Genomic DNA, 15,465 nt, shown 5'->3' with positions numbered 1-15,465 from the left:
GCTATTGACAGCTCACCCTATGCAACCCCACCATAATCGCAAATTGCTATTCGATCCAAGTCTTGCTCAGAAGATGAAGGAGCGTCGAAGTGACTGCCTCGAACACCGTCCGCCCCTCACCCGCCTGGTTACGGCCGTACGACCCGGACGACTCGCCCGGTCCCATCCCGTCCGTGGTCGAGCGGTTCCGGCGGCGCAGGCGCGACGAGCCGGAGCCGCCGAGCGAGGCCGAGCGGGAGGCCGCCCGCTACACGGTGGTGCTGGTGTCACCCGACGCGGCGCAGGCGCTCGGTGACGACCGGGGCGAGGTCGGGCTGCACCTGTTCCGCGACGAGGACTGGGACGGCAGTCCGGGGCACCTGGACGATGCGGTCCAGCTGATCGAGGAGGCTTGCGGCGAGCCGGTCGCCCTGACGGAGCACCACTCCGACCTCACCTACTGGACCGCACACCTACGCGAGGGCGACTGACCACCCCACACGCCGCCATGCCTACCGGCCGCCTGTGGGAACTGCTCGACGGCCGGACACGCCGGGCAGGGCTTCCCGAGCGCGTGGTCAGCGCCCTGCACCTCGCGACGACCTCACCGAGCCCTAGCGGCACTGACAGGGTGTCGGTGGTCGGGGCGGGTCAGCGCAGGGTGAGGCCGCTGGCGGGGAAGTCGTACCAGGACAGCTCGAAGGGCGAGCCGGCCTGCGGCGCCACCGGGAACACGGCCCAACTGGTCAGCTCGCGGCCGGGTGCGAGGTCGAACGACTCACCGGGCCGGGTGGTGGAGCAGTAGGTGCTCTCCGGGCGCACAGTCTTGCCGCCGGCCAGGGTGAGCTGCACCAACTCGCGGTCCTCGGCGACGGTCGGGCAGTTCAGCGTCCACGGGCTCACCGAGCTGTTGCGGTACCGCAGGTTCAGCCGCAGCTTGCTCCCGGTGACCTCGGCACTGACCACGGTGACCGTCATCGACGACTGGTCGTAGAGACCCCGGTCGAGCCGGTACGTCTGCGCTGGCCCGTCTCCCGACGAGCCGGACGGGCCCGTGGGAACGTCGGATGACGGCTGCGCCGGCGGCTCAGCCGGGGCGGCTCCCCCACTGGCCTCGGGGCCGCCCGTCTGCCGGCCGGCGTCCACGGTGCTGCCGGCATCCACGGTGCGGTCCGTCGCCGCGCTGTTGTTCCGGGTCGCCAGGTAGTTGCCGCCGACCGCGCCGACGACCGCCATGGCCGCCAGTACGACGACCAACGTGCCGACGTGTCTCTTTTCCATGATGCTCCTACCCCTGCCGGCGCTGCTGGCGTGACCGTAACACCGCCGGGCCAGTCGCCGTCGCGGGCGAACACGCCATGCCGCCGGACTCTCGGACCTCGACCTCCACCAGGGCGGAGGCGACCAGGGACCTGCCGGCGCGGTCGTTCCGCCAGTCGACGGTTCCTCGGTCTCCGCCACGCGACGAAGCGAAGTCCTGCACCCGCGGGACCGAAAGCCCGCCTACCCGTCGTAGTCGACGGTGAGGGTGTCGGTGACGGGGCTGGACTGGCAGGTCAGCACATAGCCGGCGGCCACCTCGTCCGGCTCCAGGGCATAGTTGCGGGCCATCGTCACCGCACCCGACACCACCTTCGCCCGGCAGGTCGAGCAGACCCCGCCCTTGCAGGCGTACGGCAGCTCGCCGCGCACCTTGAGCGCCGCGTCCAGCACCCGCTCGTCCCGGCCCATGGTGAACCGCGACGACCGGCCGTCCAGCATGATCGTCACCTCCGCGCCACCGGCCGCCGCGTCGGCCCGGCGGACCGGCTCCGGTGGGGCGTCGACGTGGAACAACTCGGTGTGCACCGCCGACTCCGGCCGCCCCCGGTCGGTCAGCACCGCCTTCGCGTCCAGCACCAGCTGGTAGGGGCCGCAGAGGAACCACTCGGAGATCGCGTCGCCGGGCACGATGGTGTCCAGCAGCCGACCCAGCCGGTCGGCGTCGATCCGACCGGACAGCAGCGGTGACTCGCCCGGCTCGCGGGACAGCACGTGCACCAGGTGCAGCCGGGTCGGGTAGCGGTCCTTCAGGTCGGCCAACTCCTCGGCGAACATCACCGTGTTGGCCGTACGGTTGCCGTACACCAGGGTGAAGGTGCTGGCCTGCTCGACGGCCAGGGCGGTCGCGACCAGCGCGAGCACCGGGGTGATGCCGGAACCGGCGACCACCGCGCCGTAGTGCCGCGCCCGCTCCGGCGCGAACGCGGTGGTGAAGTGCCCCAGCGGGGGCAGCACGTCGACGGTGTCGCCGTGCCGCAGCGCGCCGCAGGCGTAGCTGGAGAACGCGCCGCCGGGGATCTCCCGCACCCCGATCCGCAACCGGCCGTGCCGGGCCAACTCGTCGGGCGTCGAGCAGATCGAGTACGACCGCCGCACGTCCGCACCGGCGGCGACGTCCGCAGCCGGGCCGCCGGTCGGGTCGGCCACGGCACCGGCCGGCACGGCGGTGGTCGCACCGGCTGTCCCGGCTGCACCCGGTGCGGCGGGGGGCGCGGCTGCGGCGGGCAGGCGGACGGTCAGGTGCTGGCCGGCGGCGAAGGCGAACGTCGCCCGCAACTCATCGGGCACCGCGAAGGTGATCGCCACGGCGTCGTCGGTGAGCCGGTCGACGGCGCTGACCGCCAGCGGGTGGAAGGCCGGTCGGCGACGGACCGGGCGGGTGATGGTGACAGTCACAGCGCCTTCAGGTGGTCGAAGGGTTCGGAGCAGGAACGGCAGCGCCAGAGCGCCTTGCACGCGGTGGAACCGAACCGGCTGACCTGCTCGGTCTCCGGTGACCCGCAGCGCGGGCAGCGGACCGCCAGGGTCAGCGGCACGACGCCCGCCGAGCGACCCGGTGCCGGCCCACCGCCGACCGGCCCGACACGGGCCGCCGACACGGCCGACGCCGGCACACCACCGACCGAGCCGACCGGGGCCGGCGGGGCGATGCCGGCGGCGGCGAGTTTCGCCCGCCCCTCGGCGGAGATCCAGTCGGTGCTCCAGGCCGGGCTGAAGACGGTACGGACCTCGGCCCCGGGATGACCGGCGGCGGCGAGCGCCCGGCGGATGTCGGCCCGGATCACGTCCATCGCCGGGCAGCCGGTGTAGGTGGGGGTGATCGTGACGAGCACCCGGCCGGTGGTCGGGTCCTCGTCGACCGCCCGCAGGATGCCCAACTCGTCGATGGTGATCACCCGGATCTCCGGGTCCACCACCGCCGCCACGGCCGCCCTGGGGTCGGTCACCGGTGCCACCCCCGGCCCGGTCGGCTCACCACTGCGCCCCGGGATGCGCCCGGTGCAGCACCTGCATCTCGGCCAGCAGGAACGACAGGTGCTCGGTGTGGACGCCGTCCCGGCCACCGCCCGGCGTCCAGCCGGTCGCCGGCCGGGTCAGGGTGGCCTCGGCCAGCACCGGGGAGACCACCGCGTCGAAGTCGGCCCGCAGGGTGGCCGGGTCCACCGGCGCCGCCGGGTCCGCCGTGAACAGCTCGTGGTGGTACGGCCAGAGCTGGTCCACCGCAGCCTGGGCGCGACGGTGCGACTCGTCGGTGCCGTCGCCGAGCCGCTTCACCCACAGCGCGGAGTGGTCCAGGTGGTAGGCCGACTCCTTGCGGGCCTTCGCGCCGATCGCGGCGAGCCGCTCGTCGGCGCAGCCGGCCAGCGCGGTGTAGAGCGGCACCTGGTAGGCCGAGAGCAGCAGCAGCTTGACCATGCTCATCGCGAAGTCGCCGTTGGGCAGCTCGACCAGGAGACAGTTGCGGAACTCCCGGTCGTCGCGCAGGAACGCCAACGCGTCCTCGTCCCGGCCGGCGCCCTCCAGCTCACCCGCGTACGACAGCAGCAGGCGGGCCGCGCCGAGTTGGTCGAGGGCGATGTTGGCCAGCGCGATGTCCTCCTCCATCTCGGGCGCGCGGGTGGCCCACTCGCCGAGCCGCTGGGCGGCCACCAGCGCGTCGTCGCCGAGGGCGAGGGCGAACTCGAACGGGCCGTTCACAGGTGGTCCACCCCGTCCGGCACCTCGTAGAAGGTGGGATGGCGGTAGACCTTGTCGGCGGCCGGGTCGAAGAAGGAGTCCTTCTCGTCGGGGCTGGACGCGATGATCGCGCCGGCCGGCACCACCCAGATGGAGACCCCCTCCTGCCGGCGGGTGTAGAGGTCGCGGGCGTTGTGCAGGGCCAGCTCGGCGTCGGGGGCGTGCAGGCTGCCGACGTGGGTGTGTGACAGCCCACGTCGGGCCCGGACGAAGACCTCCCACAGCGGCGAGGTCACCGGGACCCGGGGTGGTTCGCTGGGCGCGCTCACGCGGCCACCTTCTCCCGCTGCGACTCGGCCCGCTGCTTCGCGGCGTACGCCGTGGCAGCCTCGCGTACCCACGCGCCGTCGGCGTGCGCGCGGCGGCGGTGTTCCATCCGCTGCCGGTTGCACGGGCCCTCCCCCTTGATCACCCGCATCAGCTCGTCGTAGTCCGGCTGGGTGAAGTCGTACGCCTGCCGCTCGTCGTTCCAGCGCAGGTCAGGGTCGGGGATGGTGAGGCCGAGGATCTCCGCCTGCTGCACGCACATGTCGACGAAGCGCTGCCGCAGCTCGTCGTTGGAGAACCGCTTGATCTTCCAGGCCATCGACTGCGCCGAGTGGGTGGAGTCACCGTCCGGCGGGCCGAACATCGCCAGCGACGGGTACCACCAGCGGTCGAGCGCGTCCTGTGCCATCGCCCGCTGCGCCGGGGTGCCGTGCGACAGGGTGTGCAGGATCTCGAAGCCCTGCCGCTGGTGGAACGACTCCTCCTTGCAGACCCGGATCATCGCCCGCGCGTACGGCCCGTAGGAGCAGCGGCAGAGCGGGACCTGGTTGACGATCGCCGCGCCGTCCACCAGCCAGCCGATCGCCCCCACGTCAGCCCAGGTGAGGGTGGGGTAGTTGAAGATCGAGCTGTACTTCTGCCGGCCGTCGAGCAGCAACTCCACCAACTCGTCCCGGCTGACGCCCAGGGTCTCGGCGGCGGCGTACAGGTAGAGGCCGTGACCGGCCTCGTCCTGCACCTTGGCCAGCAGGATGGCCTTGCGCTTGAGCGAGGGGGCCCGGCTGATCCAGTTCCCCTCCGGCTGCATGCCGATGATCTCCGAGTGGGCGTGCTGGGCGATCTGCCGGACCAGGGTCCGGCGGTAGGCGTCGGGCATCCAGTCGCGCGGTTCGATCTTCTGGTCGGCGTCGATCACGTCGGCGAAGTACGCCGCCGGATCCTCGCCGGGCGCGGGGGCAGCCTCCCGGGTGCGGGCCGCCGCCTCGCGCAGCGCCACCTCGGCGGCCTCGACCTGACCGAGCAGGCCACCACCGGGCGCGTCCTCCTCCGGGGCGAAGTCGTTGCCATACATTCGTCAAGTGTTACAGCTCGCTGCCCGTGACACCAGAGGGTGTAACAGGATTTGCGAAGCCCCTTCCGTTACCAGGCGAACACTCTCGGTCGACACCAGGGCACGCTTCCCGCTATGACTTGGGTCACTGATCAAAGATGAATGCTACAAAGCGCCGCATATCATGCCTTTATCTCGACTTACCGGCAGTTTGCCGTGCGTCGGATTCTGGCGCGTCGGCTGTCCGGACGTAGACTTCCCCGGTCACCACCGATCGGCTGCCGACGATCGCCACCCGAGACAGAGGCCATACCCCCCGGCCTCGGCGATCGAGCCGACACCCTCGGAAACAGCCGGTCCCCCCGGCCCTGACATCTGGAGTTCACCCACTCATGCGATCTCGCGTGATCATGGTGCTCGCCGTTCTGGCGGTACTGCTCGGCACCGGCCTGCTGGTGCCGGCCGCGTACGCCAAGCTCTCCGGCGACGACGCGACCGGCGGCATCGGCGGCGGCACGGCGGAGAAGGTGCCCGCCCCCGCGCCCACCGCGCCGCCGGCCCCCACCCTGGCCGCCGCTCCGGTCGCGGTGGACTTCAAGGGGGCGTTCTTCAGCTGGGCCCTGATGGACCGCAAGACCGGCGAGCTCTCGGGCTCGAGGAACATGACCTCGACCAGCTCCACCGAGTCGATGTTCAAGGTCTGGATCGTCGCCGACTACCTGCGCCAACTCGGCGACAAGGAGCCGCCGGCGGCGATGAAGAAGAACGCCAGCCTGGCCATCCGGGACAGCAACGACGACGCGGCCAACCGGGTCTACTCGGCGGCCGGCGGGTCGTACAAGCCCCTGCCGGGTGGCCAGCCCAGCCAGGTGCTCATTCGGGCGATCAGGATCTGCGGCCTCACCGACACCAAGCGCGGCAACGTCCCCGGTTACGAGGGCTGGTGGAGCTTCACCCGGATGTCCCCCCGCGACGCCACCCGACTCGGTGACTGCATCGCCGACGGCAAGGCCGCCGGCCCCAAGTGGACCAAGTGGGTGCTGAACGAGATGGCCCAGGTCCGGGGCAGCGTGACCAAGCAGCAGGCCCGCTCCGGCGGCGGCAGGTGGGGGGTCATCGACGGCCTGCCCGCCGAGATCAAGGCGCAGGGTCCGGTCGCCATGAAGAACGGCTGGACCGTCCTCAGCTACGACGGCAACTGGCACGTCAGCTGCCTCGCCGTCACCGACAAGTGGAGCCTCGCCGTGATGTTGCGATACCCCCGCTCGCGCGGACTGGCGTACGGTGCGAAGGTGTGCGCCAGCGTCGCCACCCAGTTGGTCACCCCGCAGCCCGGTGCCGCGCTCAAGGTGCCGCAGCAACCCGTCGGGAAGCTCTGATGGCGGGCAGCCGGCGGGGCAGGCGGCGCGGCCGGCACGACAACCAGCCGGTGAAGCTGGTCGCCGTGGCCGCGATCCTGATCGGTCTGGTGCTGGTCTCGCTGCGGTTGCTGCCCGGCTCGCCGCTGGAGTCCACCGCCGCCTCGCGCTGGGGTGACTCGTCCAGCGCGGCCCGCTCCGACTCGGCGGCCGACCGGCACGACCGCCCCACCCCCGCACCGTCCCCGACTCCCTCGCTGACGCCGCTGCCCTTCGCCGACCGGGACCTCGACCTCGACATCCGGGGCTGGTACGCCTGGAGCGTCCTGGACCGCCGGACCGGCAAGATCATCGGCTCGGACAACATGGGCGAGACCAGCACCACCGCCTCGCTGATCAAGTCGTGGATCGTCGCCGACTACCTGCGCCGGGCGGCCGAGGCGGGGCAGACCCCGAGCGACGCCAAGCTCGCCGACGCCACCAAGATCATCCGGGACAGCGACAACACCCGGGCCGAGCAGTTCTACAACGGCGTCGGCCGGTCCGCGTCGATCAAGCGGCTGATCTCGACCTGCAAGCTGACCGACAGCAGCGTGGCCGCCGACGGCGGCTGGAGCCGGACCAACCTCTCCCCCCGCGACGCCGCCCGGCTCGGCAACTGCATCGCCGACGGCCGCGCCGCCGGCCCCACCTGGACCAAGTGGCTGATCAACGAGATGAAGCTGGTCCGGGGCTCCGGTGACTTCGGCATCCGCAAGGCGTTCCCGGCGGCCGAGCAGAAGAAGATCGCCATCAAGAACGGCTGGATCGACCGGACCCGCGAGCAGGAGATGCACATCAACTGCCTGGCCATCGGCAGCACCTGGACGATGGGCGTGATGGTCCGCTACCCGATCAACCTGGGCTACGACTACGGCATGAAGAACTGCCAGAAGATCACCGAGGCCCTGCTCCAGCCCGCCACCTGAACCGGGTCGACCGACCCACGGTCGCTGCCGCTGATCGACTCCGGTTCGCTGAAGTAGCGGTATCCCCGATCGTGGATACCGCTATGGCGCCCCACAAGACCGTCAGGGCACGCCGGGTCGACGAGGGGCCGGGGCGGAGACCGTCGGCCTGGCCGGGAAGTCAGCCGGCGAAGAACTCCGGGCCGTCCTCGGGCAGGGCGGGGGCCTCGCCGGTCGCCGCCGCGCGGCGGGCGAACTCGCGCAGGCCGGCGACCTGCCGCGCACCCAGCGAGAAGTCGAGGGTACGGAAGTACGTGGCCAGGGTCGCCGCGTCGAACGGCTCCCACCGGGCCGCCGCCTCGGCCACCTGGTCCAACTCGGCCAGGCACAGGTCACGGGAGCGCAGGAACGCCTCGTGCACCTCCTTGACCAGGCCCGGATGGGCGGCGGCGAAGTCGCGGCGGACCGCCCAGACGGCGAAGACCATCGGCAGACCGGTCCACTCCCGCCACGCCTGACCGAGGTCGGTCACCTCCAACCCCCGACGGGGCGCCTCGTAGAGGGCGCGCAGCGCGACATCGCCGATGAGCACCCCGGCGTCGGCCTCCAGCAGCATCTGGGTCAGGTCCGGCGGGCAGCGGAAGTACTCGGGGTGGACGCCGTACCGGTCGGCGAGCAGGAGCTGGGCCAGGAGCACCCCGGTACGCGAGGTCGAGCCCAGGGCGACCCGCCCACCTTCCAGCTCCGCCAGCGGCCTGGTGGAGACCACGTTGACCGAGAGCACCGGCCCGTCGCTGCCCACCGCCAGGTCCGGCAGGAGCAGCAGTTCGTCGGCGTGCCGCAGGTATTCCACCTGGGAGATCGGGCCGATGTCCAGGTCACCGGCGATCAACGCGGCGCTGAGCCGGTCCGGCGAGTCCTTGTGCAGGTCGACGTCGAGCAGCGCGCCGGAGCGCATCAGCCCCCAGTAGATCGGCAGGCAGTTGAGGAACTGGATGTGCCCGACCCGGGGGCGTGCCACGCGCTCAGCCATGACCCGACCGTATCCTCGCCGGTCCCTCCCGGCTCACCGGGAGCCCCGGGGAGTGGCCAAGCCCGCACCGTCTCCCCTCGTCGGAGGGCCTGCCTCGACCGGCGGGCCCGCCCCCACCGCACCGACGTCCCCCGGCGTCGGCCCACCGTTCCCGGCCCGCGCCGGCCCCACGCCCCCGGCCGACACCGCCCCCGGGCCCCCGACCCGCGTCGGTTCGACGGTCCCCGACAGCGGTGGCCCGTCCCCGATCCACGTCGAGGTGAGCGGGTCGGGGCGGGAGCGACGCACCGCCCGGGTGACCACCGGCACGCACGCCAGCACCACCAGCAGACCGGCGATCCCGAAGGCGGCGATCAGCGGGCGCGATGGGAGCACCGCCAGCAACGCGCCGCCGATCAGATAGCCGGCCATCGAGCCGCCCTGGACGGCCGCGCCGATGACGGCGTACGCGCGGGCCCGCAGCGCCTCGGGTACCCGCCGGGCGGTCAGCACGTTGGTGAAGACGTTGTCACCGCCGTTGGCCGCGCCGCCGATCAGCCAGAGCGGCACCAGCAGCGCCGCCGTCGGCACGGTCGCGGCGAGCACCACCACCAGGCTGCACCCGGCGAGCGTGGCGAGCACCCCCTGGACGAGTGCACCGTCGTCGGTGAGCCGGCGGGCCACCCGCGCGGCCAGCCAACTGCCGGGCAGCATGCCGGCCATCCAGGCCGCCCCGACCAGGCCGTAGACGGTGGCCGAGGAGTCCAGCGTCTCCCGGATGAAGAACACCTCGACCACGTTGATGCCGCCGATGGCGGTGATCACCGCCGCCGTGCTGACCACCAGGGCGAGCATCAGCGGGTCCGCGCGCAGCCGCCAGGCCGGGGCGGGACCGGTGCCGACGGTCGCGGTCACCGTCCGTCGGCCACCCCGCCGGGTGCGCAGCAGCAGGCCCGCGCCGACCAGCGCCAGGTAACTGACGGCGTCCAACAGCAGCGGTACGCGGGTGCCGAACTCCCCGACCAGCAGCCCGGCGAGCACCGGCCCGGCGAGGGCACCGAGCGAGCCGGCGGTCTGGCTGACGGCGCTGGCCCGGGGCAGGTCGCCGGGGCGGACCATCGCCGGCAGCAGCGCCGCCAGGCAGGGCTGGGTGACGGCGAGCCCGCAGGCGAGCAGGGCGACCAGCCCGATGACGACCACCGGTTGCGTGGCGAAGGCGAGCAGGACGCAGATCACCGTCTGGATCGCCCCGACGGTGACCAGCAGGGTACGGCTGTCGACCCGGTCCGCGAGCCGACCGGCCAGCGGCGCGCACAGCACCAGCGGCAGGGTGGCCGCCAGCAGCAGCCCGGAGACGGCCAGGCCGCTCGCCCCGGCGGACTGGAGAGCCAGCGCCAGGGCGGTGGCGGCGAGGAAGTCCCCGCAGATGGTGGTGCCGCGGGCGGTCGCGGCGATCCAGACGTCGGACCAGCGCGACCCGTCAATCGTGAAGGACATACTTCGAAAATAATCCTTCACAACTGATCGAAGCAACCCCTATCCATGGTTGATCAACTCTTGGTCATCGATGTAGCGGTATTCGACGGCCCCGATACCGCTACATCAGCGACATGGCGAACCGAGCCAGGGCGGAGGCGGAGGCGGGTCTCTAGAGGGGGATCGTGCGGTACTGGGCCGCGACGGCACGGGCGTCGGACGGCGGGTCGGCCAACCGGTTCCGCTGCCGGTACGGCTCGAACAACGCCATCACCGCGTCGTTCAGCCCGGCCAGTTCCTCGGCGGTGAGCAGCAGCAACGAGTCACTGAACAGGGCACCGCGATACCACTCGGCGGGCTCGTCGGCAGCGTGCCGCAGCCACGTCCGCATCCGCTCGGCGTCCCGGGCCGAGTGCGCCTCGACCAGCGCCTGCTCGGCCGCCCGTGCCTCCGGGCCGGCCCCCTGCCCGGCCTCGACCAGCCAACTCTGGCTGAACGCGCGCCACACCCGTTCCCGCGCGTCGCCCCGGCTGGGTGCCTGCTCGACCAGGCCGAACTTCGCCAAGGCCCGCAGGTGGTAGCTGGTCGCGCTCGGCGACAGCCCGGTGATCTCGGCCAACTCGGTGGCCGTCCCGCCCTCCGCGCGCGTGCTCAGGTACTCCATGATCGCAATTCGGGCCGGATGGGCCAGCGCCCGCATCACCTGTGGGTCGCTGATCGTCATCCGGCGCGGCTCGGGGTGCGGCTCGGTCATGACCCCATGATCCCGCCTGCCCGGGACCCCGGCCAGCACCCGGTCGCCCCACCAGGGGCGGGCGTCCCCCTACCGGCGACGCAGCAGGGCGCGGGTGTCGATCTCGAACGGAAACGGGCGGTCACCGGTCAGCGCCTCGCCGCCTTTTGCCACCGCATGCTCGACGTGACCGGCCCGGACGGAGGAAATTGGGTGGAGCGGGAGGCTGGGCAGGGCGTACGCTGGTTGACCGCTCGACGGCCGTGGTGAGGTAGCACCGCAGCGGACGTCCCCACGCGCCAAGGACCTGTCCTGGATACGCGGGCGAGCCGATCGCGACCGCCAAAGAGGATCACCGTGCCCGCAACCGACGAACGCGGCAGGACACACCCCGAACCGGCACAGCCGGCACCCACCCGCCTCGAAACAGAACTCAGTACCGAGCAGGCCCACCTGGAGACCTCCCGGCTCGCCCTGCGGCGGATGCGGGAACGCGCCCAGTCGCTCTTCGCCACCGGCGACAAGGTCGCCGGGGACGCGTACACCGCCGAGCAGCTCGGCCGGCACCTGGCCCGGCGGGTCGCCGAACTGGCCGACGACCCGGCCACCGCGCTCTTCTTCGGCCGGCTGGACTTCGGCCCCACCGACCCCGAGCACGCCGGCCGGGGTTACCACGTCGGCCGGCGGCACGTCACCGACGAGCGGGGCGAGCCGCTGGTGCTGGACTGGCGGGCCCCGGTGTCCCGCGCGTTCTACCGGGCCAGCGCCCGCGACCCGCAGGGGATCGCCGTACGACGGCGGTTCGGGTTCAGCGCCGGGGCGCTGACCAGCTTCGAGGACGAGCACCTGGACCGGGGCGAGGAGCTGGGCACCGCCAGCCGGATCCTCACCGCCGAGATCGAACGTCCCCGGGTCGGGCCGATGCGGGACATCGTCGCCACCATCCAGCCCGAGCAGGACGAGCTGGTCCGGGCCGACCTGGCCGACTCGATCTGCGTCCAGGGTGCGCCGGGCACCGGCAAGACGGCGGTCGGGCTGCACCGCGCCGCGTACCTGCTCTATCTGCACCGGGAGCGGCTGCGCCGGGCCGGGGTGCTGATCGTCGGCCCGAACCGGGCGTTCCTGTCGTACATCGCGGCGGTGCTGCCCGCCCTCGGCGAGGTCGAGGTGGCCCAGGCCACCGTGGAGGACCTGGTCGCCCGGGTGCCCGTCCGGGCGGTCGACGACCCGGCGGTGGCCGCCCTCAAGCACGACCCCCGGATGGCCGGGGTGCTCCGGCGCGCGGCGGACGCCCTGATCACCGCGCCCACCGAACCGATCATGGTGTCGGACGGCTCGTTCCGCTGGCGGATCGGCCTGGACCCGCTGCACCGGGTGATCGAGGAGACCCGCCGGGAGGGCCTGCCGTACGACACCGGGCGGGAGCGGGTCCGGGCCCGGGTGGTCGGGTTGCTGCAACGCCAGGCCGAGGCCCGCCGGGCCGAGTCGCCGGGCGACGCCTGGCTGCGCCGGATGGGGAAGGCCCGCCCGGTGACCGCCTTCCTCGACGCGGCCTGGCCGGCGCTCACCCCGGAGGGGCTGGTGCACTCCGTGCTCGGCGATCCGGACGTCCTGGCCACCGCCGCCGACGGGCTGCTCACCGACGGGGAACAGGCCCTGTTGCGCGGCACGAAGCTGGGCCGGACGCCGAAGGCGACCCGGTGGACGGCCGCCGACACGGTGCTGATCGACGAGGCTGCCGGGCTGATCGAAAGGACCACCGGCTTCGGGCACGTGGTCGTCGACGAGGCGCAGGATCTCTCCCCGATGCAGTGCCGGGCCATCGCCCGCCGCAGCGAGCACGGCTCGATCACCCTGCTCGGCGACCTGGCCCAGGGCACCGCCCCGTGGGCGGCCACCGACTGGCGGGAATCCCTGGCCCACCTGGGCAAGCCGGACGCGGTGGTGGTGCCGCTGAGCGTCGGCTTCCGGGTGCCCGCCGTGGTGGTCGCGTTCGCCAACCGGTTGCTGCCGGCGCTGGCTGTCGACGTACCCCCGGCGGTGTCGTTGCGCCACGACGGCGCGCTCGACGTGCGTGCCGTGGCCGATCTGGCGGCGGCGACGGTGGCCGAGGTGCGCGCGGCGCTCGGGCACGACGGCTCGGTCGGGGTGATCGCCGCCGACGACGCGGTGGACGGGCTGCGCGCGGCGCTCGCCGCCGCCGGGGTGCCGACCGCGACCGCCGACGACGTGGCGGCCTCGGCGCGGGTCACCGTGGTCCCCGCGACCCTGGTCAAGGGCCTGGAGTACGACCACGTGGTGGTTGTGGAGCCGGCCGCGATCGTGGCCGCCGAGCAGCGTGGCCTGCACCGCCTCTATGTGGCGCTGACCCGGGCCGTGTCCGGGTTGTCGGTGCTGCACACCGCACCGCTGCCCGGCCCGCTGGCCGAGCCACCGGCGGCCTGACCCCGACCGGCGTCCCCTGACAGTGCCGGCGTCGGCGACGGCCCGCCCACCCGGACATCCTCCGCCGTGCCGGTCGGCCCGCCGTGCCGATCGGCCCGCAGCACTGCCACCGCACCGGTCGGCCCACCGCGCTGCCGCCGCGTCGGGGTGGGCAGCCGCTGTCCGGTGGCGGACCCGGCGTGCCAGCGGCTGGACTTTGTGTTTTAAAGTAGTTTGCATGACCACGGATGGCGACACCGCCCCGCTCGACGCCGCCGACGCGATGCGACTGATCCGCGAGCAACGGGCCAGCACCGCCCGACGGCTGGAACCCGACCCCCGGGTGCACTACTGGCCGTGGGGGTTCGCCTGGCTGATCGGCTTCGGGATCTACTTCCTGCGCTTCTCCCCCGACGGCCGGACGCTTGTCGCCATGCCCGCCTGGCTGCCGCTGACCCTGCTCTTCGTGCTGCTCGCCGCCGCGGCGGCGGTCTTCGGGGTGGGCAGCGCCCGCGCCTACCGGCACGTCGCCGGTGAGTCGGCCCGACGCGGCAGCTGGTACGGCGCATCCTGGGGGCTCGGGTTCCTGAGCCTGTCGCTGATCCTCGGCCGGGTCACCGACAGCCTGCCGCACGACCTCGCCGGGCTGCTCTGGTCGGCGCTGTCGGTGGCGCTGACCGGCGCGCTGCACATGGCCGGCGGCGCGATCTGGCTCGACCGCACGCTGTTCCGCCTCGGCGTCTGGCTCACCGCCGTCAACATCGTCGGGGTGCTCGCCGGCCCCGGCTGGCACGCCCTGGTGGTCTCGGTGGCCGGCGGCGGCGGGATGCTGGTGGCAGGTGCGCTCGCCCGGCAGCGCCACGGATGAGCGAACTGGACCCGGTCATCCACGCCCAGGCCCGGCTGCGGGTGGTGGTCACCCTGGCCACCCTCGCCGACGGCGACCGGATCACCTTTCCCCGCCTCCAGGAACTGCTCGCGATGACCCCCGGCAACCTCTCCGTCCACCTGCGCAAGCTGGAGGACGCCGGCTACGTCGAGATCGACAAGACCCACCGCGGACGCACCCCGACCACCCTGGTCCGGCTCAGCCGGCGCGGGCGGCGGGCGTTCGAGGAGTACACCGAGAACATCCGCGCCCTGCTCGACCCGCCCGCCCCCAGGGAGACCCGATGATCCTCGCCCACGCCGACCAGGCCACCCGCCGGTACGGCGACGTCCTTGCCCTCGACCGGGTCGACCTGACCGTCCACGCCGGCGAACTCGTCGGCCTACTCGGGCCCAACGGCGCCGGCAAGAGCACCCTGATCAACATGCTGGTCGGGCTGCGCCGGCCCACCGCCGGCCGGGTCGAGCTCTTCGGCGGCGACCCCCGCCAGCCGGCCGCCCGGCGGCAGCTCGGGGTCACCCCGCAGGAGACCGGCCTGCCCGGCACCCTCCGGGTCGGCGAGGTGATCGACTTCGTCGCCGCGCACTTCCCCGACCCGGTGCCCCGGGCCGAACTGCTCGACCGGTTCGGCCTCACCGACCAGGTGCGACGACAGACCGGCGGGCTCTCCGGCGGGCAACGGCGGCGGCTCGCCGTCGCGCTGGCGTTCGTCGGCCGGCCCCGGCTGGTCATCCTGGACGAGCCCACCACCGGGCTGGACGTCGAGGCCCGGCACACCCTGTGGGAGGCGATCCGGTCGTTCCACGCCGACGGCGGGACGGTGCTGCTGAGCAGCCACTACCTCGAAGAGGTGGAGGCGCTGGCGCAGCGGGTGGTGGTGCTCGGGCAGGGCCGGGTGCTCGCCGACGACACCGTCGATGCGATCCGGGGCATCGTCGGCGTCCGCCGGGTCAGCCTGACCGCCGACGACCTGCCCACGCTGCCCGGTGTGGTCGCCACCGAGCGCACCGACGGGCGGACCCACCTACTCACCACCGACGCCGACCAACTGGTCCGTGACCTGGTCACCGCCGGGGTCGCGTTCCGCGAACTGGAGGTCCGCCCCACCTCGCTGGAGGAGGCGTTCCTCGCCATCACCACCACCGGCACCGGCCCGGCCGGCACCACCACCAGCACCGCCACCGGGGCCGCCGCCGGCCCGGCCGGCGCCGCCCGGACCACCGCCACCAGCGCCGCCGCCGGCGGCCGACCCACCGCCTGAGGAGTCGAC

Annotated in this window: 16 protein-coding genes; 7 read left to right on the top strand and 9 right to left on the bottom strand. The window is 73.0% G+C overall.

Going from position 1 to position 15,465, the window contains the following annotated elements:
- Window positions 1-89: 89 nt before the first annotated feature.
- Window positions 90-470 (top strand): hypothetical protein, encoded by a 381-nt coding sequence (locus tag GA0070216_RS12585; protein ID WP_091244368.1) that lies wholly within the window; start codon window positions 90-92, stop codon window positions 468-470.
- 160 nt (window positions 471-630) lie between these two features.
- Here GA0070216_RS12585 and GA0070216_RS12580 read toward each other — a convergent pair whose 3' ends face one another.
- From GA0070216_RS12580 to paaA, 6 genes are all read right to left on the bottom strand, one after another.
- Window positions 631-1,260: a hypothetical protein gene (locus GA0070216_RS12580; RefSeq protein WP_141723066.1), complete on the bottom strand. Its 630-nt coding sequence runs from the start codon at window positions 1,258-1,260 to the stop codon at window positions 631-633.
- A 222-nt stretch (window positions 1,261-1,482) separates the two neighbouring features.
- Window positions 1,483-2,697, bottom strand: a complete 1,215-nt coding sequence (locus GA0070216_RS12575; RefSeq protein WP_091244364.1) for a 2Fe-2S iron-sulfur cluster-binding protein — start codon at window positions 2,695-2,697, stop codon at window positions 1,483-1,485.
- Window positions 2,694-3,248 (bottom strand): PaaD-like zinc ribbon domain-containing protein, encoded by a 555-nt coding sequence (locus GA0070216_RS12570; RefSeq protein WP_091245242.1) that lies wholly within the window; start codon window positions 3,246-3,248, stop codon window positions 2,694-2,696. The genes GA0070216_RS12575 and GA0070216_RS12570 overlap by 4 nt, the downstream gene beginning before the upstream one ends.
- 25 nt (window positions 3,249-3,273) lie before the next feature.
- Window positions 3,274-3,999 carry a 1,2-phenylacetyl-CoA epoxidase subunit PaaC gene (gene paaC / locus GA0070216_RS12565; RefSeq protein ID WP_091244362.1) on the bottom strand — a complete coding sequence of 242 codons (726 nt, stop codon included), beginning with the start codon at window positions 3,997-3,999 and terminating at the stop codon, window positions 3,274-3,276.
- Entirely contained in the window at window positions 3,996-4,307 is a 312-nt protein-coding gene (gene paaB, locus GA0070216_RS12560) for a 1,2-phenylacetyl-CoA epoxidase subunit PaaB (RefSeq protein WP_091244361.1), read from the bottom strand. Before paaB ends, paaC begins: the two co-directional genes overlap by 4 nt.
- Entirely contained in the window at window positions 4,304-5,377 is a 1,074-nt protein-coding gene (paaA, locus tag GA0070216_RS12555) for a 1,2-phenylacetyl-CoA epoxidase subunit PaaA (RefSeq protein ID WP_091244356.1), read from the bottom strand. The genes paaB and paaA overlap by 4 nt, the downstream gene beginning before the upstream one ends.
- 371 nt (window positions 5,378-5,748) lie before the next feature.
- On the opposite strand from paaA, the gene GA0070216_RS12550 reads away from it, so the two are divergent.
- Both GA0070216_RS12550 and GA0070216_RS12545 read left to right on the top strand, forming a co-directional pair.
- The gene (locus tag GA0070216_RS12550; protein WP_091244348.1) at window positions 5,749-6,735 is read left to right on the top strand and encodes a hypothetical protein; all 987 of its coding nucleotides are present in this window, start codon (window positions 5,749-5,751) and stop codon (window positions 6,733-6,735) included.
- On the top strand, window positions 6,735-7,682 hold the full coding sequence (locus GA0070216_RS12545) for a serine hydrolase (RefSeq protein WP_091244344.1): 948 nt from the start codon (window positions 6,735-6,737) through the stop codon (window positions 7,680-7,682). Before GA0070216_RS12550 ends, GA0070216_RS12545 begins: the two co-directional genes overlap by 1 nt.
- A gap of 160 nt (window positions 7,683-7,842) precedes the next feature.
- Here GA0070216_RS12545 and GA0070216_RS12540 read toward each other — a convergent pair whose 3' ends face one another.
- The 3 genes from GA0070216_RS12540 to GA0070216_RS12530 all read right to left on the bottom strand — a co-directional run bounded on the left by GA0070216_RS12540 (window position 7,843) and on the right by GA0070216_RS12530 (window position 10,903).
- A complete protein-coding gene (locus GA0070216_RS12540) occupies window positions 7,843-8,694 on the bottom strand; it encodes a menaquinone biosynthetic enzyme MqnA/MqnD family protein (protein ID WP_091244341.1) in 852 nt (283 codons plus the stop codon).
- Between the two features lie 33 nt (window positions 8,695-8,727).
- Entirely contained in the window at window positions 8,728-10,170 is a 1,443-nt protein-coding gene (locus GA0070216_RS12535) for an MFS transporter (RefSeq protein ID WP_091244335.1), read from the bottom strand.
- Between the two features lie 151 nt (window positions 10,171-10,321).
- Complete coding sequence (locus GA0070216_RS12530) at window positions 10,322-10,903, bottom strand: ArsR/SmtB family transcription factor (protein ID WP_091244332.1); 582 nt, start codon at window positions 10,901-10,903, stop codon at window positions 10,322-10,324.
- A gap of 336 nt (window positions 10,904-11,239) precedes the next feature.
- Here GA0070216_RS12530 and GA0070216_RS12525 point away from each other — a divergent pair, with 336 nt between their 5' ends.
- The 4 genes from GA0070216_RS12525 (at window position 11,240) to GA0070216_RS36085 (ending at window position 15,456) form a co-directional block, all read left to right on the top strand.
- Window positions 11,240-13,327 carry a HelD family protein gene (locus tag GA0070216_RS12525; protein ID WP_091244329.1) on the top strand — a complete coding sequence of 696 codons (2,088 nt, stop codon included), beginning with the start codon at window positions 11,240-11,242 and terminating at the stop codon, window positions 13,325-13,327.
- A 217-nt stretch (window positions 13,328-13,544) separates the two neighbouring features.
- Window positions 13,545-14,174, top strand: coding sequence for a transporter (locus GA0070216_RS12520; protein WP_091244326.1), 630 nt, complete (start codon window positions 13,545-13,547; stop codon window positions 14,172-14,174).
- Entirely contained in the window at window positions 14,171-14,482 is a 312-nt protein-coding gene (locus tag GA0070216_RS12515; protein ID WP_091244322.1) for a winged helix-turn-helix domain-containing protein, read from the top strand. Before GA0070216_RS12520 ends, GA0070216_RS12515 begins: the two co-directional genes overlap by 4 nt.
- The gene (locus tag GA0070216_RS36085) at window positions 14,479-15,456 is read left to right on the top strand and encodes an ABC transporter ATP-binding protein (protein ID WP_176738943.1); all 978 of its coding nucleotides are present in this window, start codon (window positions 14,479-14,481) and stop codon (window positions 15,454-15,456) included. Before GA0070216_RS12515 ends, GA0070216_RS36085 begins: the two co-directional genes overlap by 4 nt.
- The last annotated feature ends 9 nt before the right edge of the window (window positions 15,457-15,465 follow it).

This window comes from Micromonospora matsumotoense, assembly GCF_900091525.1.
GTDB classification, from domain to species: Bacteria; Actinomycetota; Actinomycetes; order Mycobacteriales; family Micromonosporaceae; genus Micromonospora; species Micromonospora matsumotoensis.
Note: the sequence above shows the minus strand (reverse complement) of the source record. Positions and strands in the feature narration are given on the sequence as shown.